We start from the raw sequence: 26,376 nt of genomic DNA, 5'->3' as shown, positions 1-26,376 counted from the left end.
CCCTATCACTCCTCTGTCTGCTCTTCTTGAGGTTCATCCAACATCTCGCCGTTTGTTGCAATCACTTGTTGATACCAACCAAATGATTTCTTGCGCTCCCGATTCAACGTACCCTGGCCTTGATCATCACGATCCACGTAAATCAGGCCGTAGCGCTTCTTCATTTCTCCGGTCGAGGCGCTGACAAGGTCGATACAGCCCCAGACGGTATAGCCCATAACCTCGACTCCATCCAGCACAACCGCGTCGATCATATGTGCAATATGTTTTCTCAAATAATCAATTCGGTAATCATCCTGAACCATTTCGCCTTCACGCTTCTCATCGACCGCACCCAGCCCATTCTCAACAACGAAGATCGGCAACTGATAACGGTCGTACAAATAATTCAAAGCAATTCGCAGCCCCAGTCCGTCAATCTGCCAATCCCAGGCACTCTTCTCCAGGTACGGATTAGCAATGCCATCCAGCATATTGCCCTTGACCCGGATTTTCCGGTCGGGGTTGGCACTGGTGACCAGGGACATATAATAGCTGATGCCTATATAATCAACGGTGCCACGTAATAGGTCCTGCTTATCTTCTGACGTGATATCCAGCGAGATCTGACGCCGTTCCAGAAATTTGATGGCTTTCGGAGAATAATATCCCCGGACTTGCACATCGGAGAAATAATAATGAAGATCCATATTGTGCATATTTTCCAGGTTGTCTTCCGGGGAACAGGTCTCTGCATAGGATAACGGATACAGCATCATCATGCCGATCTTGAAGTCAGGGTTGATCTGACGCCCCAACTGGACGGCTCTTGCGCTGGCAACCATCTGATAGTGTGCCGCTTGATACATCATTTGCTCGGGGTGCTCCGCCTGCTCGATGCGAATACCCGCTGCAATGACGGGATTTAAAGTAATGACATTAATCTCGTTGAAGGTCATCCAGTATTTCACTTTGGTACGATATCTCCGGAACAGAACTTCACACAAACGAACATAACAATCAATCATATGGCGATGGGTCCATGAACCATATTTCTCTACTAAATATAACGGGGTCTCATAATGGGAAATCGTCACCACCGGCTCGATGCCATATTTCAAGCATTCATCAAACAGGCGATCGTAGAAGGCGAGTCCTTCCTCATTTGGCTCTGTTTCATCCCCTTGCGGAAATATTCTCGTCCAGTGAATGCTGGTGCGGAAGCATTTGAAGCCCATTTCCGCAAATAAGGCAATGTCCTCAGGATAACGATGATAAAAATCAATGGCCTCGTGATTCGGATAATACACCTCTTCCAGAATGCCGTCCGTATATACTCTCTTCTGCCCGTGCTTGCCAGCAGCAGCGACATCTGCGGTGCTTATTCCTTTACCTCCTACATTCCATGCTCCTTCGGATTGGTTGGCCGATATGGCCCCTCCCCATAAGAAATCATCAGGCAACTTCCCAGTTGACATACGGTTCCTCTCCTTACTCTCTACTTTTCACCGAGTTTCTTTCTATAATTTCCGAATGGAAAATAGCCCCTTGCTGCAATTTCTGCACCAGGTCGACCTTGGCTTTGTTCCCCTCCATCATGGCGATTAAGGATTTAGCCACTCTTCGCATAATCTGCTGTTGATGCAGGTCCACCGTCGTAATTGGCGGGGTAACCATTCTGGAGATCGGATAATTGTTGTAGCCTACGATCGATACGTCGTCCGGAACAGCAATCCCCTTCTCCAGCAGCTTCTGCAAACCTCCGACAGCCAGATCATCCGTAGCGTAAAATATTCCATCCACCCGCCCGCAAGCAATCTGTTCCACAATGCTCTCGGTAATCCCGTAGCCATGGTCATAATCGCTGCCGCGCGCTTCAAATATAAGCTCCTTGTCGAGCTCCAGTTGATATCTCTTCAACGTTCTCAAGTATCCTTTGTACCGATAGTTCGATCCGATCGACGTCCTGCTTCCTCGCACGAAAGCAATCTGGCGATGTCCTTTGGCAATCAGATACTCGGTGATATCCTCCCCGACGCGCTTGTAATCGAGGGGAACGTTGATCACATGTTCATTCGTAATCAGCTTCGCTGCCCGGCCGAGTACAAAGACCGGCATATTTTTATTGGCATACAGATTGATAAATTCCTCAGAAATAAATTTGGACATGCAGATGACTGCGTCCGCCCGATTTTCGGAAATAAACCGCTCAGCCGTTCCTTTATGCTTGTCATTGGCCGCAATAATTACCAGGTCGATATGCTTCGCAATCAACTCCTGCTGGATGACCTGCAACGAATCCGTAAAATAAGAACGAGTCGGATTATCGGTAATCAACAAGACAATATTCGTCTTCTGCCGCTGCAAATCAATTGCGGAGCCATTCTTGATATAGTTAAGCTGCTTGGCAGCTTCTCTCACTTTAATCTTGGTCTTCTCGCCAATTTCCGAACTGTCGTTCAAAGCCATGGAAACCGCCGAAACTGAAATATTGAGCAATTTTGAAATATCTTTAATCGTTGCCATGTTGTCTCACACCTCGCGCCTATTGTTCCGTTTTTCTTTATATTATAGAGTACGCCCAAGGGATTTGCAGTTTCGGTTGCTCTATGGCTTCTACCCGAGCTGGAAGCTAATCCTACTAAGACTTCTGCTTCTTGAACTGAATGTTTTGCTTGCTTAATAGAATTGTAGTAAAGAACGACACCGCCAGTGTTGCGCCTACCGCGATGAAATAAGTCGTTGCCGTTGGCGAAGACAGGAAGGCCGGAAGGCCGAACAGCCCCGTGAACGCAAAGTTCGTGATGTAGGACTTGGTCACGCCGCAGATAATACCACCAACCAGACCGCCTAGTGTGAGCGAGATGAAGTATTTCTTGTTCTTCATGACAACCCCGTACAATCCCGGTTCAGTCACCCCGGACAAGAAGTTGACGAAGGCGGAGGAGCTGGCAATCGTCTTCTCCTCCTTGCTTTTGGAGATGACCATAACAGCGAGACATACTCCAAGCAACGCGTAATTCCCCATTCCGCCCGAACCGAGACTGTATTCCATACCATGCTCGGCCAGATAGGACAATTGCAGAGGCAGCACCACCCAGTGAATGCCCAGCATGATGACGTAAACGAACAGAGCACCGAATATGGCGTTAAAAACAATGACGTTGGAGTTCAGGAAGAACTCATACCCGTCGGCCACCAGATTGGCCAGCAACCCGCCGACAGGACCAAATACCATCAGGGTCAAGGGAACCATAATCAGCATGGACAAGAGCGGCACAAAGATGAATTGCAGCATCTTGGGCAAAACTCTTCTCAGCAGCTTATCCAAATGGGAGTACGCCCAGATCGCCAAAATAATCGGAATTACGGTACTGGAAAAATTCATCGCCGTAAAGGGAATACCCAGGAAATCGATAACATTCCCCGTTGTCGTAATGCCCGTAATGTTCGGCTCCATCAATGCTGCACCAATCGCTGCCCCGATGTAAGGGTTAGCCCCGAATTTCTGAGCCGCTGTGAAGGCAAGCAAAATCGGGAAGAAATAGATAAGGGCATTACCCGCACCCGCCAAAATTAAATAGGTATTACTAGTAGCCGGAAGAATACCTGACTGTGCCAGAATATCAATAAGCCCTTTGATAATTCCCGATGTCGCCAGGATAGGAATGTATGGCGTAAAGATAGCCGAAATCGTCGCCAGCAGCTTATCGAACCAGGACTTCTTACTGCCCTTGGTATCGGCAGCAGAGCTGTCCGAGTTAACCGAGGCTCCCTCTACCACCGTGCCACCCTCCAATTGCTGCATGATTTCAGCGTGCATCTCATTGACCATTGGCCCGATAATGACCATGGTTTGCCCTTGGGCATCCATCACTCCCAGCACCTTAGGCAGAGCTTTGAGTGCCTCGCGGTCCGCCTTGGAGCTGTCATGTAATTCAAAGCGCAGTCTTGTCGCACAATGAACCAGGCTCGAAATGTTTTGGCTTCCTCCCACCAATTGGATGATACTTGTTGCCGTTTCTTTGTTACTCATTTACGTCACCCCAGTAACTTTATCATGTACTAAAATCCGTTTACTGAAACGTTACAGTAAAAGTTCAAAAAAATATTTTGAACAAACTGAAACGTTTCAGTAATGCTCAAAAAAATAAATCCCTGCAGGTATGTGCCTAGTATAAGTGACAAAATTCGACTTGTCAATAAACCGTTTTCAAAAAATAATGACAGCCTTTTGACAATCCTGGTCCGGTGATCCTCAACATAAATAAGGCATCATCGGCGGCTGAACTTCTCCCAGCTAATAGCCAGCCGATGATACCTCAGGTCATTACCGTTCCACATGCCCTTTCCCGGACAACAGTTGCTCAATCTCCACCGCGCTCGGCAGGCCTTCCCAGTCTCCCACCGCTTGAATCACTTGGGAGCCGATGAGATTACCAAGACGAACGGCTTCCTCCATACTGTATCCACGGACTACGCCCGTCAGAAATCCGGCGCAAAAGCCGTCTCCTGCCCCCACCGTATCAATGACCTGGTCAACCTTGAAATAAGGTACTGAGGTCAATTTATCCTTCTCCAGAACATAGGTGCAATCCTCGCCACCCTTGATAATGCTGATCCCTGGAAGCTTCTTCAATTTGTCCGTAATGGTCTCCATGGAATCGGTCTGATACAACAGCTTCAGTTCATCCAATCCCGGCAGGAAATAATCAGCTTGCTCTGCAAGCGGCAGGAGTACCTTCCGTGCCTCCTCCAAGCTCCACAGCTTGAGGCGCAGATTGGGATCGAAGCTCACCTTAACTCCATTCTGCTTGGCCATCTGAACCGCCGCATGGGCCGCTTCAATACAAGAAGCGCTTAGCGCCGGCGTAATGCCCGTCAGATGCAGCACCTTGCTACTAGCGATATACGCTTCATCCAGATGCTCCGGCCGCATGAAGCTGGCCGCAGACAGCTTGCGGTAATAGTAAACCGAGCTTTTGCCTGCTACATTCTCGCGAACCATCAAGCCCGTAGGTGCTTCATCTGTTAATTCTGCCCGAGATACGTCAACTCCCTCACCGCGAATTGCCTTAATTATACGGCGACCGAAGGCATCATTCCCCAAGCGACCACACCACCCCGAAGCTTGCCCCAGACGGGCCAGCCCAATGGCTACATTGGATTCCGCTCCGCCAAAGGAAGGGGATAGATTGCTGGCATATTCCAGCCCTTTGCCCCCTTCTGCAATCAGCAACGCCATGCTTTCCCCAAAGGTCACAACATCAAGCATTCCCTTGTCCTGCTGTTTACTCCCACTCATCGTTTCAAATTCACCTTCCTCTAATCTTCGGTACATGAGCAATTCATATACTAATCGTGTATATATGTATTTCTCTGAACCGCTTACATTTTCCTTTTTTCGAGTTTAAATAAAAAGGATCTAGCACCAGCATATAATTTCCGTATTAATCATCGGCAGCATATGGACCAATGATAGCCCTGAACATCGCTTCCATTTTTGCATAATCACATAAAAAGGACGCCGCGCTTGCTTCAATCATTTGCTTGCTTGTCACCTGAGATATATCCAGACTGTAGCCCGCCTGTTCCGCCAGGTAATCAATGAACAGCCTTTGTACTCTCCCATTTCCTTCCCGGAAGGGATGGAGGGCGTTGATTTCGCTAAGATAATAGGCCAGCCTGAGAGCTGCCTCATCTATAGAGGTCCCTCTCAGATCATTCTCTTTTTTTAGCTGTATGAACAATGAATCTGCATTGGAAGAAATATATGAGTAATTGCAAAACATATTCCCTTTAGCGATATTAACCCGTCTGATCTCACCAGCCCACTCATAAACATCTCCAAAAATGCACTTGTGAATCGCTCTCAAATGATTCAGGTCGAACTGGCCGGGGATGACCCTCAATTTCGCTTGGGCCATTCTCAAAGACGTGATTTCCCGCTCGGCAATGTGAAGCTTCTGCGCATCAGTAATGCCCAATTTGTTAATAAGAACATTCGACTGAGGATAGCAATAACTCTGATCCCACTCGCTGCTCATGAGGATGCTTCCTTAGAAGAAGTATGCTTCTTGACGAGTTCGGCTACCGCTTCCTCAACCTTCGCATCATCCCCAGCATAATGCCTGATTCTCTCTTTATCACTTTCCGTAAGTGGCATTCCTTCTATCGACATAGAACCGTTAACCTGCTCAATCAACTTCTCTAGGTTTTTCAAATAAGCACCACCTTTTTATACCTATTATACCATGCTAAGCCCTGCCTCTGGCATCTCAGTTCCGCTGAACAGCTCCGTCTTCCTAACAAAAAACAGCGATAGGACGCAACCTATCGCTGTTTGCTTGACTTCAACCAGAGTAACTACTCCGCATAAATTATATTTCAAGAATAGAAGGCATGATGTGAGGGGTACGGCCGACTTCTTTGATGAAATAACGCCGCAGTACCTGCCGCGTGGCCCGTAGCCAGACGGTCCGATCATAGGACTCCTTCTGGGTGCCCAAGCGGTTGAGATTTCGCTTCAGCATCGATTCAGCCCGCCGTAATAACGGTCTGGCATCCTGCATGTATACGAAGCCACGTGTGACGATATCCGGTCCCGCCATAATTTGCCGCGTCTTGCGATCAACGGTCATTACCACGATGACGATCCCTTCCTGTGCCAGCTCCATCCGTTCGAGGACCAGCGCATCTTCATTGGAGCGCATTTCCCCATTGCTGATTAATACTTCTCCGGACGGAATTGTTTTACCCCGCTTGGCCCGGTTACGATACACCGATAAGCTATCTCCGATATTCATAACGAAGATGCGATCATCAGAAATGCCGGTCTGCAAGGCCAGGTTGCGGTGGCTCAACAACATGCGATACTCACCGTGAATCGGAATGAAATACTTCGGACGGATAAAGCTGAGCATCAGCTTCAAATCCTCACGGCAGCCATGGCCGGAAGTATGAATGTCGAATACCGAGCCATAAATGACATTGGCTCCAGCCCGTAGCAGCAAATCGATGCTGCGATTGATATTTTGCCCGTTGCCTGGAATTGGCGACGAGGAATAAATCACCGTATCCCCAGGATACACCTGTACATTACGATGTGCCCCTGAGGCGATCCGGCTGAGAGCTGCATTTGGCTCACCTTGGCTACCGGTACAGACAATCAGCACTTGATGGTCTGGATAACGATCAATATGCTTCACATCAATGAGCATTCCTTCTGGCAAACGGATATAGCCCAATTCCTGACCGATGTTGAATACCTTCTCCATACTGCGTCCAATGACGGCGATTTTCCGTTTGCATAAGGCTGCCGCTTCCACAACCTGCTGCAAACGGTGTACATTCGAAGCAAAGGTCGCGAACAATATCCGGCCATCGCAATCCTGGAACTGCTTCAGGATGGCATCGCCAACCCGCCGTTCCGAAGGGGTAAACCCCTCCTTCTCGCTGTTTGTACTGTCCGCCAGCAATGCCAGCACACCTTCCCCGCCAACACTAGCCATCTTGAACAGATTGGCTGGACGATCCTCAGGCGTAAAGTCAAACTTGAAGTCCCCGGTATGCACTACCGAGCCGTAAGGCGTATCCACCACGATACCGAAGGCATCGGGAATGCTGTGCGTCGTGCGGAAGAAGTGAACCGCCAGATGCTTGAACGCATAGCGATCTTCCTCTTGGTAAACATGCAGTTCAGCCTGTCCAAGCAAACGATGCTCCTCCAGCTTGGCTTTCACCAATCCAATCGTGAGCGGTCCGCCATAGATAGGCAGTTGTAACTGACGCAGCACATAAGGAATAGCACCGATATGGTCCTCATGTCCATGGGTCAGGAACAATCCCTTCATTTTGTGCTTGTTTTCAATCAGATAACTGATATCAGGCACAATGCAATCGATCCCCGTCAGACGAGAATCCGGAAATTTCAACCCGGCATCAATGAGAATAATTTCATCCCTATACTCAATACCATACATGTTCTTGCCAATCTCCCCAATGCCGCCCAGCGAATAAATTCGCACGGGGGGTGGAGAAGATTTAAGCCGACGATGACTTTTGACTGGTTTAACTGGTTTACTAGCTGCTTCATTCATTAGGTTGTTAATCCTCTCTGACAATTACTGAAAAATCCCGCTGCTACCTACGACCTCAAGCCAGCGCTTGGCAACCAGATCATGACCCGCTGCCGTCGGATGAACCCCATCCCATAGCCAGTAAGCAGGACCCGCAACCTGTGCCGCTTGATCAAAAGCATTCTGTAATGGGACATGCACCGCACCAAACTGCTCCGCCAAACGCAATACAATCGCTTGATAGCGGGATACGAGCCCCTTCCACTCCTCCCATTTTTCCGCAGGAGCACCTGTGTTTAATATAAAGGGTTCACATAAGATCAACTTCGTCTCAGGCAGAACTTCCCGCGTCTCCTCAAGCAAATGCAGATAGGCGCGTTCAAAACGATCTGTTGCCCCACTAGGCTCGCCATTCATCTGCCGCCAGGCATCGTTCACGCCGATAAGAAGACTGATTACATCCGGCTTGAGACTGATGGCATCCTCATTCCAACGAGCATACAAATCCGAGGCACGGTCACCGCTTACCCCGCGATTAATAAAGCTAGGGCGCAAATGAGCGTATTCATGTCCCAACTTGGCAGCAATAATATAAGCATAGCTGTGTCCCAAAATATGATTCAGATCGTTACCGCGATCCCGGTTACCGTCCGTAATAGAATCCCCTTGAAATAACAACGTCATCGACTTATTCATCTCACCGCACTCGCTTTCCCCATGAATTCTTTTATTTTACCGCCACAAAAAATATCCGGGCCGCTTCATCTACGGCTTCAACCCACTCAAAATCCGCATAGCAGGTAATTTGGCTGAAGCCACAGCGTCTAAGCTCTTCCTTCATCCAGAGCGGATCGTAGGCCCGCTGAGTATGCGTCTCCTCAAAGCGGCGGTATAATCCCGGTCCCTGTTCTTCCTCGCGTGCGAAGATCGTCAAGTGATGTTCTATCTCGTTAAGACGGGCATCTCGCTCGCAAGTCCAGATATAAGCTACGCCGGATTCATCCCATATGAACGGCTGCTCTTCCTCATAACGGGCCAGGGTATTCGGATGGTGCACATCGAACAAGAACGTACCACCCGGCTTCAGGTTCTCATAGGTGCGGCGAAAGGTTCGCACGATCTCGTCCTCTTTCAACAAGTAATTCAAGCAATCACAAAAAGAAATTACGGCATCTACCGGCTCCGGTACGGCCCAATCTGTCATATCCTGCTGAACCCAGCGAACGCTTCCCTCACGCAGCAATCTGGTTCCCTGGGGAGTTGCATCCATCTTGCGCCGGGCCACTGACAGCATGTCCGAGGACAAATCAATGCCGGTTACCTCAAATCCTGCATTCACGAGCGGAATGGTAATGCTCCCTGTTCCGCAGCCCAAATCAACAACGGTTCGGGGCATCCCGTGGCGTTCCCAAGCTGTCCTTGCGAACCGAATCCAATCCGGGTACGGCATATCCTCCATTAACTCATCATACACGTAAGCAAATTTCCGATAGGAAGCCATCGTTGTACTTGTCACCGCTTTCTATAGATGCAAATATTACTGCTCGGTCTGGTTGCTTTCCTGCGGCTCCTGTACCAGATGCGTCCAGTTCTCCCGCTGCACAACCTTGCCTTCCTTCATCAGCTTCCCCAGCGCCCGCTTAAATGCGGCTTTGCTAATCGAGAAGCGCTGTTTGATCAAGTCCGGTGGAGTGCTGTCAGAATACGGCATGCTGCCGCCAGGACGGCTTGTCAGGTAGGCCATGATCCGCTCCGCATCCTGATCCATACCAATCTCCTTACGCGGCGCCATGGCCAGGTTCACCCGCCCATCCTCACGGATATGGGCAATGCGTGCCTGCACCCGTTCACCTAGCCGCAGCAAGCGATTACGCTCTGACGAATGAATCATGCCGATAGCTCCAAATCCAAGCACCCCGCCCTGCACAACGACAAAGGTACCCATTTGCAGCGGCTTGTACACGATGGCATCCATCCATTCGTTCCTCCAGGATTCTGGGGCATGGAACGCATGAGGAGCAAGCTCCTGCTCACCCGCCAGCTTGGCCTTAAGCCGCCCCTGCTTGTCATGCTCCATAATCACATAGACATGGTCGCCAACCTGAGGATGCAATTCCTTCAGTTCAGGGAGCTCGCGGATGGGAAGCAGCAATTGACGGCCCAGCCCCATCTCCAGGAAACAGCCGAGCCGTGGATGTACATCGGCTACCTCAAGCAACGCCAGTTCACCCAGCGTTAGATAAGGGCGCTTCATCGTGGCCGCAATCCGGTCCTCCGTATCATAGAACATAAATACTTCCACCGTTTCGCCTGGTTTCACCTGACGGGTCAATTCTGAATAATGCAACAATACATCCTGATCACCTGCACTCAGAAAATATCCGTAGGGAGAAACCTCGCGATCAATCGGCAATTGAACAACAGTACCTGCGATTAAGCTCATACCGTCTCCACAACTTTAGCGTCTGACCACAAGCGCTCAATATTATAAAACTCGCGTTCATCACGGTGGAAGATGTGAACCACGACATCACCCAAATCCATCAGTACCCAACGAGCTGCATCCATACCTTCTATGCCACGGATGTTTACTCCCGCCTCCTGTGCTCTTTTACGAACCTCAGTTGCAATTGCTTGAACCTGGGTATCCGAATTACCGTGACAGATCACGAAGTAATCAGCAATCAGGGAAATCCCTTTCAAATCCAAAGCTACGATGTTCATCGCTTTCTTATCATCCGCAGCCTGAACCGCCAAATTCAATAATTCATGTGAATTTACAGCCATTCACTCAGCCTCCTTAGATTTTGTTCTTTGCTTAATCAAATCATTACGTGCAAGCACAGTAAGGGGGAAAATCGGTTTGCCCTTCTCCAGTAAAAAAGAAATCGTCGAATCGAACCCGGCAATCAGCGCGTCCTCCAGACTTTTCTCCGCCAGCTCACGAATATGGTCCACACCGGGGAACTCTCTTCCCGGTTCAATATAATCAGCCAGACAAACGATCTTGTCTAGCAAGGTCATCCCGATTCTCCCGGAAGTATGATAACGTACCGCATCCAGAACCTCTACGTCCTGTACCCCATACTCCACACGAGCGATATAGGCACCTACCTCGGCATGAAGCAATTGCTTATCATGCTCTAACAGTTCCGCATTCAGCCCATGATTCCGAACAATCTCCTCTTGCTTGTCAATCGCCCAAAACTTGGCCAAGTCATGCAACAGCGCAGCCAAATCCGCCTTTACGGGATCAGCTCCATACCGCTTCGCCAGGAGAACAGCGCTCTCCATCACGCCTTCCACATGCTTCCACCGTTTGGCGGGCATGCCCGCCGATACGGCAGCTATCAATGCATCACGGTTGTAATCCATACAATCCGCTCCTTGTCATATACTCATACACGGAGTCAGGCACCATATAACGGACCGAGCGTCCTGCCAGTAATCGGCTGCGGATCAGACTGGAAGAAATATCGACCAGTGGCATCTCAGCCAATTGAACTGCCTGCTGAATGAACGGTGGCAACACGTCCAGTTCGAGGAAGCTTCCGGGACGCTGTAACCCGATGAAAGACAGCATCTTGACCAAATCCTCAATCCCCTCCCATTTGGGAAGGTAATTGACCATGTCGGCTCCGATGATAAAATACAGCTCCAACTCGGGGTGCAGTGAGCGGATCTCCCGAATGGTCTCCACGGTATAAGATACGCCACCCCGGCGCAGTTCAATGTCAATCGGCTTGAATCCCGGATGACTTCGTACCGCTGCCTCGACCATCTCCAGACGCTGTTGCCCGCTGACACCAGCCTGATGCTTGTGGGGAGGAATATGCGAGGGCATGAACCAGACCTCTTCCAATTGATACTGCTCCCTTGCGGCTTCAGCCGCGAGCAGATGCCCCAGATGAATGGGATCAAATGCCCCACCCATAATTCCGACCTTTTTCATGTACAGCCCCTCCTATCAGTTCGAGGGCAATACGATTTGCTTGTATTCACGTGATTCCTTGTACAGAATCACCGTACGGCCGATCAATTGCACCAGTTCTGCCCCTGCGCCAGAGGCCAACTCTTCAGCAATCTCCTGGGGAACTTCCAGGTTGTTGTTCAGTATGGACACCTTGATCAACTCCCGACGTTCCAGTGCCTCCGCGATCTGTTTGATCATGTGCTCGTTGGTACCGCCCTTGCCCACTTGAAAAATAGGCTGTAATTCATGCGCCAAACCGCGCAAATATCGTTTTTGTTTTCCTGTTAACATGTTATGCAAAACTCCTTACCTTCATATAGGTCATTTATTATGGCTACTGAGACATGCTCTCCATAACCACGGCTCGCATCGCTTCTACAGGAGCAGGCAGACCCGTCCAGTGTTCGAACGCATAAGCACCCTGGTATACAAACATCCCCAGACCCCCATGGACCGTACAGCTTCTAGCTTCGGCCTGCACAAGCAGCTTGGTCTTGAGCGGATTATAAATCAAATCACTAACGACAATCCCAGATGGAATTGCATCCACATCCAGTGGACATTCATCCACATGAGGATACATACCCAGGGTCGTTGTATTAATGACGATGTCGCATTGTTCCAAGAAATTGTTCGCTTCTTCCATCGCACAACCGATCAAATGACCGAGATGCGCCCATTCCGCAGCGAGTTCGAGCGCTTTAGCCGCCGTCCGATTAGCCACAACCACCTGTTCAGGCTGCTCTTGGAGCAGCGCATGAATGATACCGCGAGCCGCCCCGCCCGAGCCCAAGACCAGAATTCGCTTGCCTCGAAGGTCGGGTACGGCTTCTTCTTTCAAAGAACGCACATATCCAATTCCGTCCGTATTGTAGCCCGTCAGAATACCGCCGTCATTCACAATGGTATTGACGGCACCGATCAGCTTGGCTCCTTCGTCGATATGATCCAGGTAATTCATAACCTCCAGCTTATGTGGCACGGTCACATTGATCCCGCGGAACCCTAGTGCCCGAATCCCCCCAATAGCTTCACCTAGCCGCTCCGGCTTGACGTGAAACGGCAGATACGCACCGGTCAGACCACAGGATTGCAACGCAGCTCTATGCATAATCGGTGATTTGGAGTGAACGATGGGATCACCGAGGACTCCAAGGAGCAGCGGCAGATTATCTTTGCCTACTTCCTGCCCTTCATGCAGCTTGAGTTCGGTATGAGTTGCTTGCTTCTCCATGTTGTCTCCCCCAAATCGACTTAAATTAAACGGCTCTGCCACGTCTTGCGTTAAATAAGCGAAGGACGTACCAGCACCTTCACGCCCTTAGGCACATGCGCGGCAATAACGGCGCCCAAATCATTATTGATCTTGATCCAGCCTAGCCCCGAAATGAACAGATCGCTGCGGCTTCCCTTAGGAATACGGAACTCATGACGCGTCCACTCCGGCAAGCTCTCAAAATTCTCCCGGTTTGGCGGAGACAACATCTCCCCGGCATGATTTACGAACAGTTCATCAGCCCGTTCCAGCTTCGTGCGATGAATCGGCAAACGCCCGCTGATGAAGCAGGTAAAGGACTGACGTTCCCCTTGAATAAAGTCAAAACGGCCAAACCCGCCGAAGAAGAGCGTTTGCCCCTCGTTCAATTGATAGACGGCCGGCTTGAGCGTCTTCTCTGGCATAAGCACGGCCAGATCGACCGGGGCCACCAGTTCACTATAGCGTGAAGGATACACGATTCCCGGCGTATCAATAATAGCCCGACCATCATCGAGCGGAATATGAACCATATCGAGTGTCGTTCCCGGATAACGGGAGACGGTAAGCTCCTGCTCCAAATCGCTATAGTCGCGAATAAGCCGATTGATTAACGTAGATTTACCCACATTGGTTGCTCCCACAACATACACGTCGCGATCTCCACGTCGTTCGGCTATAGCATCCAGCAAGCGGTCAAACCCGCTGTTCTGCTTCGCGCTGCACAGGATAACGTCCTCTACCTTCAGGCCCATATCCTTGGCTTCCTTCTGCACCCAATTGCGCACTTTGTTCCAGTTCGTTACCTTGGGCAACAAGTCCGTTTTGTTGACGGCCAGTAATACTGGATTACTGCCCACAAACCGCTGCAAACCGGAAATCAAGCTACCTTGAAAGTCAAACAAATCGACGATATGAATGACCAGTGCTTCCTTCTGTCCAATCTGTGCGAGCAGACGCAGGAATTCATCCTGTTCTACTGTGACTGATGAGGACTCATTGTAGTTCTTAATCCGGAAACAACGCTGGCAAATCACCGGTTCCTTCGATAACGCCTGCTCCGGGGCAAATCCCGGCTTCCCGGGGTTCTCACTTTGCAGCAAAATACCACAACCGCTGCAACGAAGCGCGCGATCCGCGCTCTCTACCTCCGTCATTGCTTGCTTTCCTCCTCCAACCATAATCCTATTTTGCTAAGCCGCCGTTTGACCACTCGTTCCAAGCGACGGTTAATTCTTGTACCCATACCCTCATCCTGTACGGAAATTGGCAACACCAGTACCGTATACAGCCCTTGACGGTTGCCTCCGAACACGTCAGTCATCAACTGGTCGCCAACAACAATCGTTTCTTCCGGCTTCAACCCCATCATACCTACCGCCCGGCGAAAGGCCGCACCTGAAGGCTTCTTGGCTGCATGCACAAATTCAATATTTAAAGGGCCGGCAAAGACCGACACCCTGTTCAAATTATTGTTTGATACAATGACGAGTTTAAACCCGTTTTCCTTCACTTTCGCGAACCATTCAATCAATTCCGGAGTTGCGAGCGGCGCCTTGGCTCCGACCAGCGTATTATCGAGGTCGGTAATAATTCCTCGGTAGCCTTGGGCATATAGCTCTTCCAGATCGATGTCGAATACGCTGTCCACACGCATATCCGGTAAAAATTTCTCGAACAAGTATATTCACCTCAGTTTCATACGACAAACTATACCATAATCTTGTCCTGACTTCCTTATATTTTAAAAAAGAAAACGCCTCCCGCGCAAGCGCAGGAGGCGATTGTTCATCGCTTTGTTTCATTACGCCTGCTTAAGCCAGGTAAAGAAGCAAACCGCTGCCAACCTACGTCTCCGGCAACCTTCACTGCCTGCTTGACCAATGAGCGCGTAGCGAGCCAGTCGCCTGCTGTCACTGTGCCAGAGCTGTAATTAGCCCGTTCAAATTGCTGTAGCAACGGATCAAGTGTCTCGGCCAATTGCGGACGTTCCACCTTCCAACGCCCGAAAGCCTCGCGAAGTGTTTCTTCCCTCGTTCGAGACAAACCTCGGTAGCCAAGTCGCTTGACCAGACGCAACGTCTCGTAAATCGTCTTCTCTCCCGGTGTTAGTGGTCGACCTAGCCGCAAACGCAACCATAGGAAGTATAGCTCAGAGCGCCACTGATACAAGTTCCATGCCACGAGCACGCTGATGATGGAGAGGAGCACTCGTCGTACAATTCCCCAGTCCAGCCCGGAAAGGAAGCTCTCTTCCCTGGATACCGCCTGTTCCTCCTCCTCCACTTCCGGAGCCAGCGTTTCCTCGCTTTCCTCGGGAGCCAGCATAATCGGTGCATCAAAGCCCGGGGTTGCCTCAAACGTAATCCAGCCATATTCACCAAAATACAGCTCGGCCCAGGAATGGGCGTCCGCATTGCTAACCTGATAGGAACGTCCCAACTCCGGCGATCGAATCATCATTTCATCGCTTGGCTGGCTACCCGGAGCATAGCCTTTGACCCATCGTGCCGGTATTCCCAGCGAGCGAGCCATCATTACCATAGAAGTAGAGTAATAATCGCAATAGCCTTGTTGAATTTCAAACAAGAAACTATCAACGAAATCATCGCTTTGCTTTCTCGTCAAATCCGGTTTGTTGGTGTATTCAAAGTTCTGGCGCAAATAAACCTGCAACAAATCCATTTTCTCATAAGGCGTCGTTCCTTCAGCCGTGATTTCTTCGGCGAGATTCCTCACCCGTTCTGGTAAGCTACCGGGAATCTGCAAATATTCCTCCACGTCATTCGTGCCCTCCGGAAACAGACTTTCCAGACTGGCTGCCTTCAACTCTTCCAGCGGAATGAGCGGGATATTGGCTACCACCTTGTATTTCTGTGGGTAATTCGGCAATTCTCCAGGACTACGATAGCCGTTCCAGAACATCTCCGCCTCCTGGCTGGCCCATCGCATATTACCCGCTTCCCGTTCATCCAGCAGTTCTATGCTCTCCATAGCGTATCCACCGAATAACACCGGATAATCCTTCTCAGTATTCATGGTTACGATTTGTTCAACCTGCATCGTCTCCACCTTACCCGGCTGACCATTTACCAGCAACTCGGCATCGGGGGCCCCCTGATAACGTTCGGTATCCCGACTTTCATCGTCCAGGTCGGCCCAACCTTTACCGGAATAGATCCGCCGAGTCTCCCCCCGCCAATACGATCTCACTGGCGTCTCAATCGACATAACCGGGTTGTAGCTGAACTCAAAGCCGTCACCAAGGCTCGTATCGTCGCGGCTATAACCGGAGACAACCTCATTTGGAGCGGAGGATGATGAACTACCGCTCCCCGATCCGGACAGAAGGGTAGTGCCGCCTCCTGTTCCGCCGCTGCGCTTAATCCACGCCGTATAAGGGTCCGTTAAGGTAGGAGATATCTTGGGCATGCTGATACCAATCAGCAGCACGCAGGCAAATACCAGCATGACATTAACGGCAATCTTCAGTGGCCGTCTACGTAGCTTTTGCCACCCCTGCGGATACTGGAGCCGATATTCATAGAAATGAATACTGACCAGCCAACCTAATCCGGCAAATACCAGCCAGGCTACATTTGACCATAGATGATAGGAAGTAAATGAATCCAAAATGGTGAACGCCAGCAAATGCGCCCCTAGAAGGAATAAAATCCGGCGACGGCTCGTCATGGAGTACAAAATAGCTTCCATTAATATCCAAGCCGTGAGCGAGAACCAGATATAGGGTGTGAACGTAGCCGCCATATCCCGGAGCTGGTCCGGGAAGAAAGGCCCCTGCGGCTGATAAATTTGGGATTCCATCATCATGACTCGCCAAATCAGGAGGAGCAACGGAACCTTGACTGCCCATTTCCAGACCGTTCTGAAGGGGAGGACAAGCTCAGCCAAGGCCATTACCACCACGGTAACGCCGACCAAGTTGGTCGTTGCGGTCAGCCAGATTGGCTCGGTAAAGTCAACCCATTGGAACGCAATAATTACAACCCAGAGCAAGGATAATAATCGGTAGGAGAAAGATTGCGTGCCCTTCACAGCTTGCTTCATAGCTTGGCACCCCCGATCGCCACCGGAAGTTCGCTAAGGGAAGATACGCTTACTCCGCGAAGTCCCCGTTCCTGCAACACGCCTTGCCAGCCCGAATGGGGTTCCCCGATTTGAATATGATAGGGAATCATTTGCCGGGACTTGGCCCACCGCAGCATGGCCAGGGCCTGGTCATCCGCTAGCGGGGTAATCAAGATGAAGAAGGCACTGGGCTGGAAGAGCTCCTGGTGCGCTTCCAATTGCTCTTTATGGCGGCCCCGCCCGTCAGCATTGATATCTACCAGATGATGGAGCATTTGCTGTCGCTCCAGATAACCTTCCACTGGCGGAAAAGAGCGAAGCACCTTGCCCATGGTATACATCCCCATGCTGATACGCTCTCTGGCCCCATATTCGAGTAATGAAGCTACTGTAGAGACAGCAAGTTCGAACTGCTCGGGCTGTACATAGCCAGACGCATGAGCATCCAATACCAGCATCGTCTTCGGCAATGATTCGTGCTCGAACTCTTTGGATTTCCAAGTGCCCGTCTTGGCTGTGGCATTCCAATGAATCCGGGAAATGCGGTCACCATAGACGTAATCCCGCACTCCGTTAATTTGCGTGGTTTCCCGACGCGACAGTGTAATGGCCGTCTCCGGGCCCGCCATACGCGAGTTACGACTATAGAGGCCCCAATGGGGAATAAATACCGTCCGGGGCAGAATACGAAACTCTCCTTCGGCATGAAATACGCCGGTATGCTCCATAAGCCCGAAGATGTCCTCGGCACTACACAAGGTGCCATTAAAGATATATTTGCCCCGCTCCAGCGGAGGTGTCTTATAAACCAGTTCTGAACGAACGCGAAATTGGGGAACCACACTGTCTTCAAACGCCCAGGTGTCTCCATTGTGCCGCTGAAGCGATTCTTTGACGATAAAGTAAGGAATCGCAGCGAAAGCCGGGAGCTGAAGATTGAGCCGGACCAGCACTTGATCTCCAGCTTGCAGCAGGCTCCCATGTTCCCCATCGAGCGACAAGCTACGCGTCCCTCTAATTCGCTTCACTCCACCCAGGCTGCCGAGCAGCCAATAAGCGGCCAGCAACGAGACCATCATAAATAGCATGAGCGAGGTTTTCCCGCCCTGAAATAGTACGTAGAATAAGCAAATCAGCCACACTATGGTCAGGGCCCAAAATTTGCGAGAGGCCAAGCCTGCCTTGATGCCTTCTGCCAAAGCGCGCATCGTTATCGGCCTACGCTCACCGGCACATGGATCTGCCGCAGAATTTGTTGCAGGACCTCGCTTGCGTTTCGATGACCCAGCCGAGACTCAGGTCTGAGTAAAATTCGGTGCCCCAGCACGTAAGGCGCCAAGGTTTTGATATCATCAGGCAATACGTAATCCCGCTCTGCCAGGAACGCATAAGCTTTCACCGCCATCATAAAAGCCAGCGTGGCCCGTGGTGAGGCTCCCAGCAATACATCCGCATGCTCTCTGGTCTGGCGGACAATGTCCAGCAAGTAGTCAGACAAGGCATCGCTAAGATGCACCTGCTGCACCTCACGTTGTATCGCCGCGATCTCTTCCATTGTGGTCACCGACTCTAATTGTTCAACCGGCTGTCCCTGGCTATGAGAGAGCAACATCGCCTTCTCCGTATCCGCATCGGGATAACCGATACCAATCTTCATCATGAAGCGGTCAAGCTGTGCTTCCGGCAGCAAATACGTACCCTCGAAATCAATGGGATTTTGCGTTGCACACAGCATGAAAGGATGAGGAAGAGCATAGGTTACGCCATCAGCGGTCACACTGCGCTCCTCCATGACCTCCAGCAAAGCAGACTGTGTCTTGGTCGTGGCTCGGTTAATCTCATCGGCCAGCAAAATATGGGTCATAACCGGTCCGGGTCTGAACACAAACCGCTCCTCATGGGGGTGAAACACCGATACGCCTGTAATGTCACTAGGCAGGATATCCGGATTACACTGAATCCGCCGGTAATCACCGCGCATGGATTTGGCCAAAGCCCGGATCAGTTGAGTTTTCCCTGTACCCGGAACATCTTCAATTAAGACATGCCCTCCGGCTAGCAGCGCGGATAGCAAGAGATTGATTTCAAAAGACTTTCCCAAAATGCAAGATTCCAGATTATTTCTTACGGCGGTCAATATGCGTGTCGATTGCTCATTTACGGGCACGTGTCTTTTCCCTCCCAAATAAACCTGTCTATGTCAGACTGTTGAGCAAATCACAATGCTCTCTCTAAACAGTCTGACTATATCTACCTATTTTACATGAAGATAGATAGGGAGTACACTCATGCCCTGTTAAATGGCCCAATTTATTTCTGGTAATTAGCCCTTCGGCCTGACCACCAGTGCCGCCAGAAAGGAAAAGATGATCGCCGCAGAAATCCCTGCGCTGGTCACATCGAAGATCCCGGTGATAACCCCAATCCACCCGTCGCGCTGCAATTCGGTTAATGCCCCGTGCACCAACGAGTTACCAAAGCTCGTAATCGGAACCGTCGCTCCGGCCCCGGCAAATTTCACCAGCGGATCGTACAAACCGAGAGCATCCAAGACCGCGCCAGCAACGACCAGCGAGCTCATGGTATGTGCAGGCGTTAACTTTAACACGTCAAACATCAACTGGCCGATCACACAGATAAGCCCACCAACGATAAAAGCCCATACGTAAATCATGAATTGATTCCCTCCTGTTCAAGTGCTACGGCATGTGCAATGCAAGGAATGCTCTCGCCTTGCTGATAAGACAGCGGAGACAGAAGCGCTCCTGTAGCTACTACCAACACACGATTAAGCTCCTTGTTCTTCATCTTCTGCAAGATATGTCCGTAGGTGACCACTGCCGAACAGCCACAGCCACTCCCGCCAGCGATGACAAAGGGCTGCTTGTCCCGGTCATAGATCATCAGACCGCAATCATCAAAGTGTGTTGATTCCATAGACACACCGTCTCGTCCCAAAATTTCCTTCACAATCGGATGACCGACGGATGCCAAATCCCCCGTTACGATCAAATCGTAATCCTCAGGCTTCCGCCCCGTATCCCGAAAATGGGATACCAGCGTATCGGCCGCCGCCGGAGCCATCGCTGCCCCCATATTGAACGGGTCCTTCACTCCCAAATCCTGAATTCGCCCGATCGTTGCATGGGTAATACGCGGACCCGAGCCTTGGCGGGCCACTACAGCACAACCCGCACCGGTAATGGTATACTGGGCGGTCGGTGGCTTTTGAGAGCCGTATTCGGTCGGGTAGCGGAATTGCTTCTCCACGGTGCAGTTGTGGCTGGCCGTTCCGGCCATGACATAATTTGCCCCACCGGCATCGGCCAGAAAGGCAGCCAGTGCCAAGCTCTCCATTGAAGTCGAGCAGGCCCCAAACACGCCCAGGTAAGGTGCCTGGATCTCCCGTGCCGCAAAGGTGGCCGTAATGATCTGGTTCATCAGGTCGCCACCAATAAAGAACGACAGGTCCTCCTTATTGATACCGGCATGAACCAGTGCCAGGGATGAGGCGTGTTCCAACAGCTTGCGTTCTGCCTTCTCCCAGGTCTTCTCGTCAATTTCCAGATTATCGTATACAAAGTCAAAGGTATTCGACAGCGGTCCGGCTCCTTCTTCCGGCCCAACTACCGTAGCGGTCCCAATAATCGCCGGCTTGGTCTTGAACTCCCAGGTTTGTTTGCCCATTAGCATCACTTAATGCACTCCTCCCAAGCCAAAAATAACGTGAATGACACCGATGATAAAAGCAGCCACCACGCCAAAAACAATGACCGATCCCGCCAGTCTGAACATATTTGCCCCTACCCCCAGCACCAGTCCTTCGGAGCGTGCTTCAATGGCAGCCGAGCACATCGAGTTAGCAAAACCGGTGACCGGTACAGCCGAACCCGCTCCCGCCCATTGAGCAATCTTATCGTAGACACCGAGACAGGTCATAACGACGGAGATCAGGATCAAGACGGCCACGGTCGGACTTGCAGCCTCACGTGATGTCATGTCCGCGAAGGTCATGAACAACTGTTGAATGCATTGACCGATCAGGCAAATGAAGCCCCCGACCAGGAAAGCCCGCAAACAGTTACCCCAGATTTTCTTCTTAGGCTGGTGCCGATCTGACACCTGCTTGTATTCTTGCTCCGTTAACGACAAGCGATTAAGCTTGATACGGGCACCTGATGAATTTTTGCTCTTTGCTGGCAAACGATACCCCTCCTTATTTTCCGATTAAAAACGGTATACTCATCATTATTTGTCATTTGTGGATTTGTTATGTTTGGAAAATGATAAGAACATTTGAAAAGCAAAAATGAAAACAAAAAAAACCGCCGGAAGATGTCCGGACGGATACATGAACATGGCATGCCATAAGCTTTCCTTTACAAATATTGAAGGATAATGACCAGCAGGATGAACAGAAGACAGATCACGAGCCAATCCTTGGAATATCGCTCCATTATCGTTTGCCTCCCTTAACTCGCCCAGCGAAGTGCTGCTTGATACAGTATATGCGTCCATATATACAGGGTGCCTACCTTCACATGAGCCGAGACATGGACAATCGAAACGAGGTAGTTCATACTTAATATTATTGTTCACATTGTTAAGGTAAAAATACGAGTTCAAAAAGTCGGGTTTACAGGACCGAGAAGGTTGGATGAAGCCAGGGACGTCAGTAGCGGAGCGTAGACAGATCTACGTGAGCAACTGAAATGTTTCTGAAGGAAACATACTACGGAAGCATATGCTAGGCCCGGCTGAATTCAAGATTCGATGTCGAATGCACTCCTCGAACAACTTCGTCCTGGGAAGACGACTTTTTGAACATCCTCTAAAAGGAGAATTAGAGCATGAATAATCAAACACGGGAGTTGTTCAAACAACTTACCGAATTTCCCTCAGCCCCGGGATTTGAGCGAGAGCTACGTGCCCTCGTCAAAGAGAAAATGTCCGCCTATACTCAGGAATTTGTCCAGGATCGGCTAGGGGGACTGTTCGGCGTTCTGCGCGGAGATGATCAGGGCCCGAAAGTCATGGTCGCGGGTCATTTTGATGAGGTAGGATTCATGACCATTGGAATTAGCGACAACGGGATGATTGCCTTCCAACCCCTCGGCGGTTGGTGGAGCCAGGCCGTACTGGCCCAGCGTCTGCAAATTATTACCCCAAATGGCCCTATTGTAGGTGTGGTAGGCTCCATTCCAACACATTTGCTAGACGAATCGCAACGTAGCAAGCCTGTCGACCTGAAGAGTATGTATCTGGATATCGGCGCAGATAGCCGGGAACAGGCCGAAGCTGCTGGTGTACGCCTAGGTCAACAGATCGTGCCCATTTGTGAATTCACACCTCTGGTGAATCCGAAGAAAATCATGGCCAAAGCGTGGGATAACCGTTACGGGGTTGGATTGGGTCTGGAACTGCTAGAGGCTGTGCATCAGGACAAGCTGCCGAATACGCTTTACATCGGCGCCAATGTTCAGGAAGAGGTGGGTCTGCGCGGGGCTCGTACCGCCGCCAACCTGATCCAGCCAGACATCTTCTTTGCCCTGGATGCCAGTGCAGCCAACGACATGACCGGAGATAAACGTTCCTTCGGGAAGCTTGGTGAAGGCGCCCTGCTGCGCATTTTGGACCCGACCATGATTACCCATCGCGGCCTGGTAGAGTATATTCAGGACACTGCCGATACACATAAGATTAAATACCAATACTTCGTGTCACCCGGAGGAACGGATGCAGGACAAGTACATCTTAGCGGCATCGGCGTCCCTTCCAGTGTAATCGGGATATGCTCCCGCTATATCCACACTTCTACGTCAATCATTCATACGGATGATTATGAAGCCGCCAAGGAGTTGCTCATCCGCCTCGTACGCGGTCTGGACCGTACGACATTGAACACGATTTTGGAGAATAGCTGATTATTGAAGCTAAAAAAGGCAGTGCCAGAGGATTTATTTCCCCCGGCACTGCCTGTTTCATACTCTCTACTATTTGCTGCCTTGCAGAATGACAACACCACGTCCCGGTACGGTTACCGTGCCAGACACCTCAAGATTTGTCAGTGCGTCCTTCTTCCCGGAGCCTACCTCTACTTCCGCTGCTGCTTCATTATGATTTAGCAGGAATAAGAAGGCTTGATCGTTCTTCACACGGCGAGCTACTTCTACGCCAGCCGGAGTCTCAAGCAACGGCTGAATGCCTTTCTCTTCACACAGGTTCTTCAGGAAGCCTTGCAGGAAAGTAGCTTCCGGACTGCTGGCCAGATAATAGGCACGCCCTTTCCCGAAGGAATTAACGGTTACGCCTGGCATGCCCTTGTAGAAGTCAGAGCCATACTCAGCCAAAACTTCAGCCCCCTCCGCATGGATTAAGTCGCACAGGAGTTCACATTGATATTGACCGGAGAGCTCACCCCAAGCCTGCTTCATCACCAATTGATTGCTGCGTCCTGGCAACAGCGCATCGATTTCCTCCGCCCAGATGCCAAGAACCTTACGTAATTCACCCGGATAACCACCGGTGGTTACCAAATCATTTTCATTGACAATGCCGCTAAAGAACGTGGTCAAGAAGGTGCCACCACTTTCCACAAACTTCTCCACTTTCTTCGCGAAGCCTGGCTTCACCATATACATGACAGGTGCAATCACGACTTCGTATTTATCAAAATTTTCTTCAACGGAAATCATGTCACTTTCCACGTTCATCTGGAACAAAGCATCATAATATTTATGCACTTCATTCGCGTAATTAAGAGCTACGCTTGGACCGCTGGACAATTCAATGGCCCACCGGTTCTCCCAATCGTACACGATCCCGATCTTCGCTTCCGTCCGTGCATCCAGCAATTTGTCGCCAAGCTGCTGAAGCTCCTGCCCAAGTTCGGCGACCTCGCGGAAGACCCGGGTATGCTCGTGACCTACATGCTCGATGACCGCTCCATGATATTTCTCGCAAGCCCCGATCGAACGGCGAAGCTGGAAGAACAGTACCGTATCGGCTCCACGGGCTACCGCCTGGTAACTCCACAAACGCATGACACCCGGACGCTTGAGCGAGTTATATGGCTGCCAATTTTGCTGACTTGGTGTTTGCTCCATGAGCATAAATGGGTCGCCGCCCTTGAGTCCCCGCATCAAGTCATGGGTCATTGCCGTTAGACTTACCGGGGTATCGAGAGAAGGATAGTTATCCCAAGAGACAATATCCAGATGCTTCGCCCACTCAAAATAATCCAGTTCGGGGTACAAGCCCATCAGGTTTGTTGTGATCGGAATATTCGGCGTATGCTTTTTGATTTCTTCATATTCCAGCTTGTAGCAATCCAGTAAGGCCTGGGATTGAAAACGACGGTAATCCAGCGAAATCCCCTGGAAATTCGTGCGATTGCCGTTCCATTCCTCACTCAACTCGCTGGGCACCACAATTTCCTCCCAGTCATAAAAGGTATGGCCCCAGAAGCGGGTATTCCACACCCGATTAAGCTCATCCAGCGTCTTGTAGCGTTCCTTCAGCCAGACCCGGAAGCCGGCTGCACAATTATCGCAGTAACAGTAGCCGCCATATTCATTGGATACATGCCAAATCAGCAGTGCAGGATGGTCCTTATAATGTTCGGCTAGCTTGCCAGCCAGCTTGGCTGAATACTTACGGTACGTCGGGGAGGATGGACAGGAATTATGGCGACCCCCGAACTTACGTTTTCTCCCTTGAGCATCAACTCGCAATACATCGGGATGACGATGCGCCATCCAGGCAGGATGAGCCCCTGTGCTGGTCGCCAGACATACGTGAACTCCACTCTTGTACAAGCGGTCAATCGTTGCATCCAATTGGGCGAAATCATAAGTATCCTCGCTTGGCTGATTCAAGGCCCAGGCAAATACGTTGACCGTGGCAACGTCGATCCCCGCCAGCTTGAACATACGTTCATCCTCTTGCCAAGCATCAGGCCCCCACTGCTCCGGGTTATAGTCACCGCCGTACCAGATTTTCGGTAATTTATCATTTATCATTTAAGTGCACATCCTTTATATAATATAATTATAACCTCATTGTAAGCCGTATCATCTCCGCTTTATATATAATATTCTCGTTTTGTTATATAATAATATGGACGAAGCAAGGAGGAATACATAAGATGAATCCACGGGCCTTTACCCGTTTCGCATTTTCGCCCGCCGCCACTCCGGATCTCCCGCTGCTGATGGAGAGCGTGGGCTATAATCCACATCAAGAGAAGATCACTCGCCCGGATGGCTATCCTTACTATCATTGGCTACAAACCGCCGAAGGCGAGGGTCGCATTACATTGGGCAGCGGCACCATACCCCTGCCCCCTGGCAGCGGCATCCTGTTGCCTCCCGGCATGAGCCATGCTTACGAGGCCAAGCGGGGCACAAGCTGGAAGACCTATTACGTAACCTTCGGAGGAGGGGCGGCTGCAGCGATTCTAAGCGCATTTGGCATTCAGGAAGCTGCCCTGTTCCGCTGGGAGCCAGAGGCCCCCCTGACCCCACTGCTAGCCGAATTGCTGAACAAGTTGGAGAACACGCAGGATTTGTTTGGCCTGGAGACCTCCACGGAGGTATATCGATTTCTGGGCGTATTAAGCAAGTTCGGCCATGTCAGCAACAGTGCCGTTCCCCGCAATATGGAGAAGCTTGGCCCTCTACTCGCCTGGATGGAGCAAGAATACGGGAATCCCGATATCGGGCTGGATTCCATGGCTGATATCATCGGCATGTCTGGACGGCATCTGAGCAAGCTGTTCCAGCAGACGTTTGGTATCGCGCCTTACAGCTATCTCACTCAGATGCGTATACATAAGGCGAAGGAGCATCTGGCGAGCGAGCCCGGAGTGACCGTGTCCAGCATCGCCGGGAAGACCGGCTTCCGCGATGCAAGCCACTTTGTAGCCACCTTCCGCAAGCACACAGGCATGACACCGCAACAGTTCCGCAGACTGCATTAGCACAAATTTTCCGTTGTACAGC

Annotated in this window: 27 protein-coding genes; 2 read left to right on the top strand and 25 right to left on the bottom strand. The window is 50.6% G+C overall.

All coding sequences use genetic code 11. The features are described 5' to 3' along the window. Positions 1-5: 5 nt before the first annotated feature. From BN3279_RS15335 to BN3279_RS24040, 24 genes are all read right to left on the bottom strand, one after another. Complete coding sequence (locus BN3279_RS15335; RefSeq protein WP_059052054.1) at positions 6-1,457, bottom strand: 6-phospho-beta-glucosidase; 1,452 nt, start codon at positions 1,455-1,457, stop codon at positions 6-8. A gap of 13 nt (positions 1,458-1,470) precedes the next feature. After that, a complete protein-coding gene (locus tag BN3279_RS15330; protein WP_059052053.1) occupies positions 1,471-2,505 on the bottom strand; it encodes a LacI family DNA-binding transcriptional regulator in 1,035 nt (344 codons plus the stop codon). Between the two features lie 115 nt (positions 2,506-2,620). After that, the gene (locus BN3279_RS15325) at positions 2,621-4,015 is read right to left on the bottom strand and encodes a PTS transporter subunit EIIC (protein ID WP_059052052.1); all 1,395 of its coding nucleotides are present in this window, start codon (positions 4,013-4,015) and stop codon (positions 2,621-2,623) included. Between the two features lie 294 nt (positions 4,016-4,309). Next, positions 4,310-5,284 (bottom strand): sugar kinase, encoded by a 975-nt coding sequence (locus tag BN3279_RS15320; RefSeq protein WP_059052051.1) that lies wholly within the window; start codon positions 5,282-5,284, stop codon positions 4,310-4,312. Positions 5,285-5,429: 145 nt separating this feature from the next. Continuing rightward, positions 5,430-6,026 carry a Fic/DOC family protein gene (locus BN3279_RS15315; RefSeq protein WP_059052050.1) on the bottom strand — a complete coding sequence of 199 codons (597 nt, stop codon included), beginning with the start codon at positions 6,024-6,026 and terminating at the stop codon, positions 5,430-5,432. After that, the gene (locus BN3279_RS15310) at positions 6,023-6,202 is read right to left on the bottom strand and encodes a hypothetical protein (RefSeq protein WP_198343585.1); all 180 of its coding nucleotides are present in this window, start codon (positions 6,200-6,202) and stop codon (positions 6,023-6,025) included. Before BN3279_RS15310 ends, BN3279_RS15315 begins: the two co-directional genes overlap by 4 nt. 157 nt (positions 6,203-6,359) lie before the next feature. Beyond that, entirely contained in the window at positions 6,360-8,078 is a 1,719-nt protein-coding gene (rnjA, locus tag BN3279_RS15305; protein ID WP_059052049.1) for a ribonuclease J1, read from the bottom strand. A gap of 24 nt (positions 8,079-8,102) precedes the next feature. After that, a complete protein-coding gene (locus BN3279_RS15300) occupies positions 8,103-8,753 on the bottom strand; it encodes an SGNH/GDSL hydrolase family protein (protein ID WP_059052048.1) in 651 nt (216 codons plus the stop codon). 31 nt (positions 8,754-8,784) lie between these two features. Continuing rightward, positions 8,785-9,558 (bottom strand): class I SAM-dependent DNA methyltransferase, encoded by a 774-nt coding sequence (locus BN3279_RS15295; protein WP_059052047.1) that lies wholly within the window; start codon positions 9,556-9,558, stop codon positions 8,785-8,787. Between the two features lie 36 nt (positions 9,559-9,594). Then, entirely contained in the window at positions 9,595-10,500 is a 906-nt protein-coding gene (locus BN3279_RS15290) for a CvfB family protein (protein WP_059052046.1), read from the bottom strand. Continuing rightward, positions 10,497-10,844, bottom strand: coding sequence for a ribosome silencing factor (gene rsfS / locus BN3279_RS15285; protein WP_059052045.1), 348 nt, complete (start codon positions 10,842-10,844; stop codon positions 10,497-10,499). Before rsfS ends, BN3279_RS15290 begins: the two co-directional genes overlap by 4 nt. Next, positions 10,845-11,432 carry a bis(5'-nucleosyl)-tetraphosphatase (symmetrical) YqeK gene (yqeK, locus tag BN3279_RS15280; protein WP_059052044.1) on the bottom strand — a complete coding sequence of 196 codons (588 nt, stop codon included), beginning with the start codon at positions 11,430-11,432 and terminating at the stop codon, positions 10,845-10,847. Then, positions 11,416-12,009: a nicotinate-nucleotide adenylyltransferase gene (locus BN3279_RS15275; RefSeq protein WP_059052043.1), complete on the bottom strand. Its 594-nt coding sequence runs from the start codon at positions 12,007-12,009 to the stop codon at positions 11,416-11,418. Before BN3279_RS15275 ends, yqeK begins: the two co-directional genes overlap by 17 nt. A gap of 15 nt (positions 12,010-12,024) precedes the next feature. Next, positions 12,025-12,321 (bottom strand): ribosome assembly RNA-binding protein YhbY, encoded by a 297-nt coding sequence (gene yhbY / locus BN3279_RS15270; protein ID WP_059052042.1) that lies wholly within the window; start codon positions 12,319-12,321, stop codon positions 12,025-12,027. Between the two features lie 43 nt (positions 12,322-12,364). Continuing rightward, positions 12,365-13,264, bottom strand: coding sequence for a shikimate dehydrogenase (gene aroE, locus BN3279_RS15265; protein WP_082673098.1), 900 nt, complete (start codon positions 13,262-13,264; stop codon positions 12,365-12,367). Between the two features lie 50 nt (positions 13,265-13,314). Continuing rightward, on the bottom strand, positions 13,315-14,442 hold the full coding sequence (gene yqeH, locus BN3279_RS15260) for a ribosome biogenesis GTPase YqeH (RefSeq protein ID WP_059052041.1): 1,128 nt from the start codon (positions 14,440-14,442) through the stop codon (positions 13,315-13,317). Further along, complete coding sequence (locus tag BN3279_RS15255) at positions 14,439-14,966, bottom strand: YqeG family HAD IIIA-type phosphatase (RefSeq protein WP_059052040.1); 528 nt, start codon at positions 14,964-14,966, stop codon at positions 14,439-14,441. The genes yqeH and BN3279_RS15255 overlap by 4 nt, the downstream gene beginning before the upstream one ends. A gap of 107 nt (positions 14,967-15,073) precedes the next feature. Next, the gene (locus BN3279_RS15250) at positions 15,074-17,353 is read right to left on the bottom strand and encodes a DUF4129 domain-containing transglutaminase family protein (protein WP_059052039.1); all 2,280 of its coding nucleotides are present in this window, start codon (positions 17,351-17,353) and stop codon (positions 15,074-15,076) included. Next, positions 17,350-18,582 (bottom strand): DUF58 domain-containing protein, encoded by a 1,233-nt coding sequence (locus BN3279_RS15245; protein ID WP_059052038.1) that lies wholly within the window; start codon positions 18,580-18,582, stop codon positions 17,350-17,352. The genes BN3279_RS15250 and BN3279_RS15245 overlap by 4 nt, the downstream gene beginning before the upstream one ends. Before the next feature lie 2 nt (positions 18,583-18,584). Beyond that, positions 18,585-19,541 (bottom strand): AAA family ATPase, encoded by a 957-nt coding sequence (locus BN3279_RS15240; protein ID WP_059052037.1) that lies wholly within the window; start codon positions 19,539-19,541, stop codon positions 18,585-18,587. 156 nt (positions 19,542-19,697) lie between these two features. Further along, positions 19,698-20,048: a stage V sporulation protein AE gene (spoVAE, locus tag BN3279_RS15235; protein WP_059052036.1), complete on the bottom strand. Its 351-nt coding sequence runs from the start codon at positions 20,046-20,048 to the stop codon at positions 19,698-19,700. Further along, positions 20,045-21,067: a stage V sporulation protein AD gene (gene spoVAD, locus BN3279_RS15230; protein WP_059054448.1), complete on the bottom strand. Its 1,023-nt coding sequence runs from the start codon at positions 21,065-21,067 to the stop codon at positions 20,045-20,047. Before spoVAD ends, spoVAE begins: the two co-directional genes overlap by 4 nt. A 3-nt stretch (positions 21,068-21,070) precedes the next feature. Beyond that, a complete protein-coding gene (spoVAC, locus tag BN3279_RS15225; protein WP_059052035.1) occupies positions 21,071-21,577 on the bottom strand; it encodes a stage V sporulation protein AC in 507 nt (168 codons plus the stop codon). 45 nt (positions 21,578-21,622) lie between these two features. Then, positions 21,623-21,892: a hypothetical protein gene (locus BN3279_RS24040; RefSeq protein ID WP_059052034.1), complete on the bottom strand. Its 270-nt coding sequence runs from the start codon at positions 21,890-21,892 to the stop codon at positions 21,623-21,625. 332 nt (positions 21,893-22,224) lie between these two features. Here BN3279_RS24040 and BN3279_RS15215 point away from each other — a divergent pair, with 332 nt between their 5' ends. Beyond that, entirely contained in the window at positions 22,225-23,298 is a 1,074-nt protein-coding gene (locus BN3279_RS15215) for a M42 family metallopeptidase (RefSeq protein WP_059052033.1), read from the top strand. 69 nt (positions 23,299-23,367) lie between these two features. Here BN3279_RS15215 and BN3279_RS15210 read toward each other — a convergent pair whose 3' ends face one another. Further along, entirely contained in the window at positions 23,368-25,395 is a 2,028-nt protein-coding gene (locus BN3279_RS15210) for a beta-galactosidase (RefSeq protein ID WP_059052032.1), read from the bottom strand. Positions 25,396-25,520: 125 nt separating this feature from the next. Between BN3279_RS15210 and BN3279_RS15205 the strand changes: the two genes are divergently transcribed. After that, positions 25,521-26,354 (top strand): AraC family transcriptional regulator, encoded by an 834-nt coding sequence (locus BN3279_RS15205; protein ID WP_059052031.1) that lies wholly within the window; start codon positions 25,521-25,523, stop codon positions 26,352-26,354. Positions 26,355-26,376 lie beyond the last annotated feature (22 nt).

Source organism: Paenibacillus senegalimassiliensis, assembly GCF_001486585.1.
In the GTDB taxonomy this organism is placed as follows: domain Bacteria; phylum Bacillota; class Bacilli; order Paenibacillales; family Paenibacillaceae; genus Fontibacillus; species Fontibacillus senegalimassiliensis.
The sequence above is the reverse complement of the archived record's forward strand: the minus strand, read 5'-3'. Positions and strand labels throughout refer to the sequence as shown.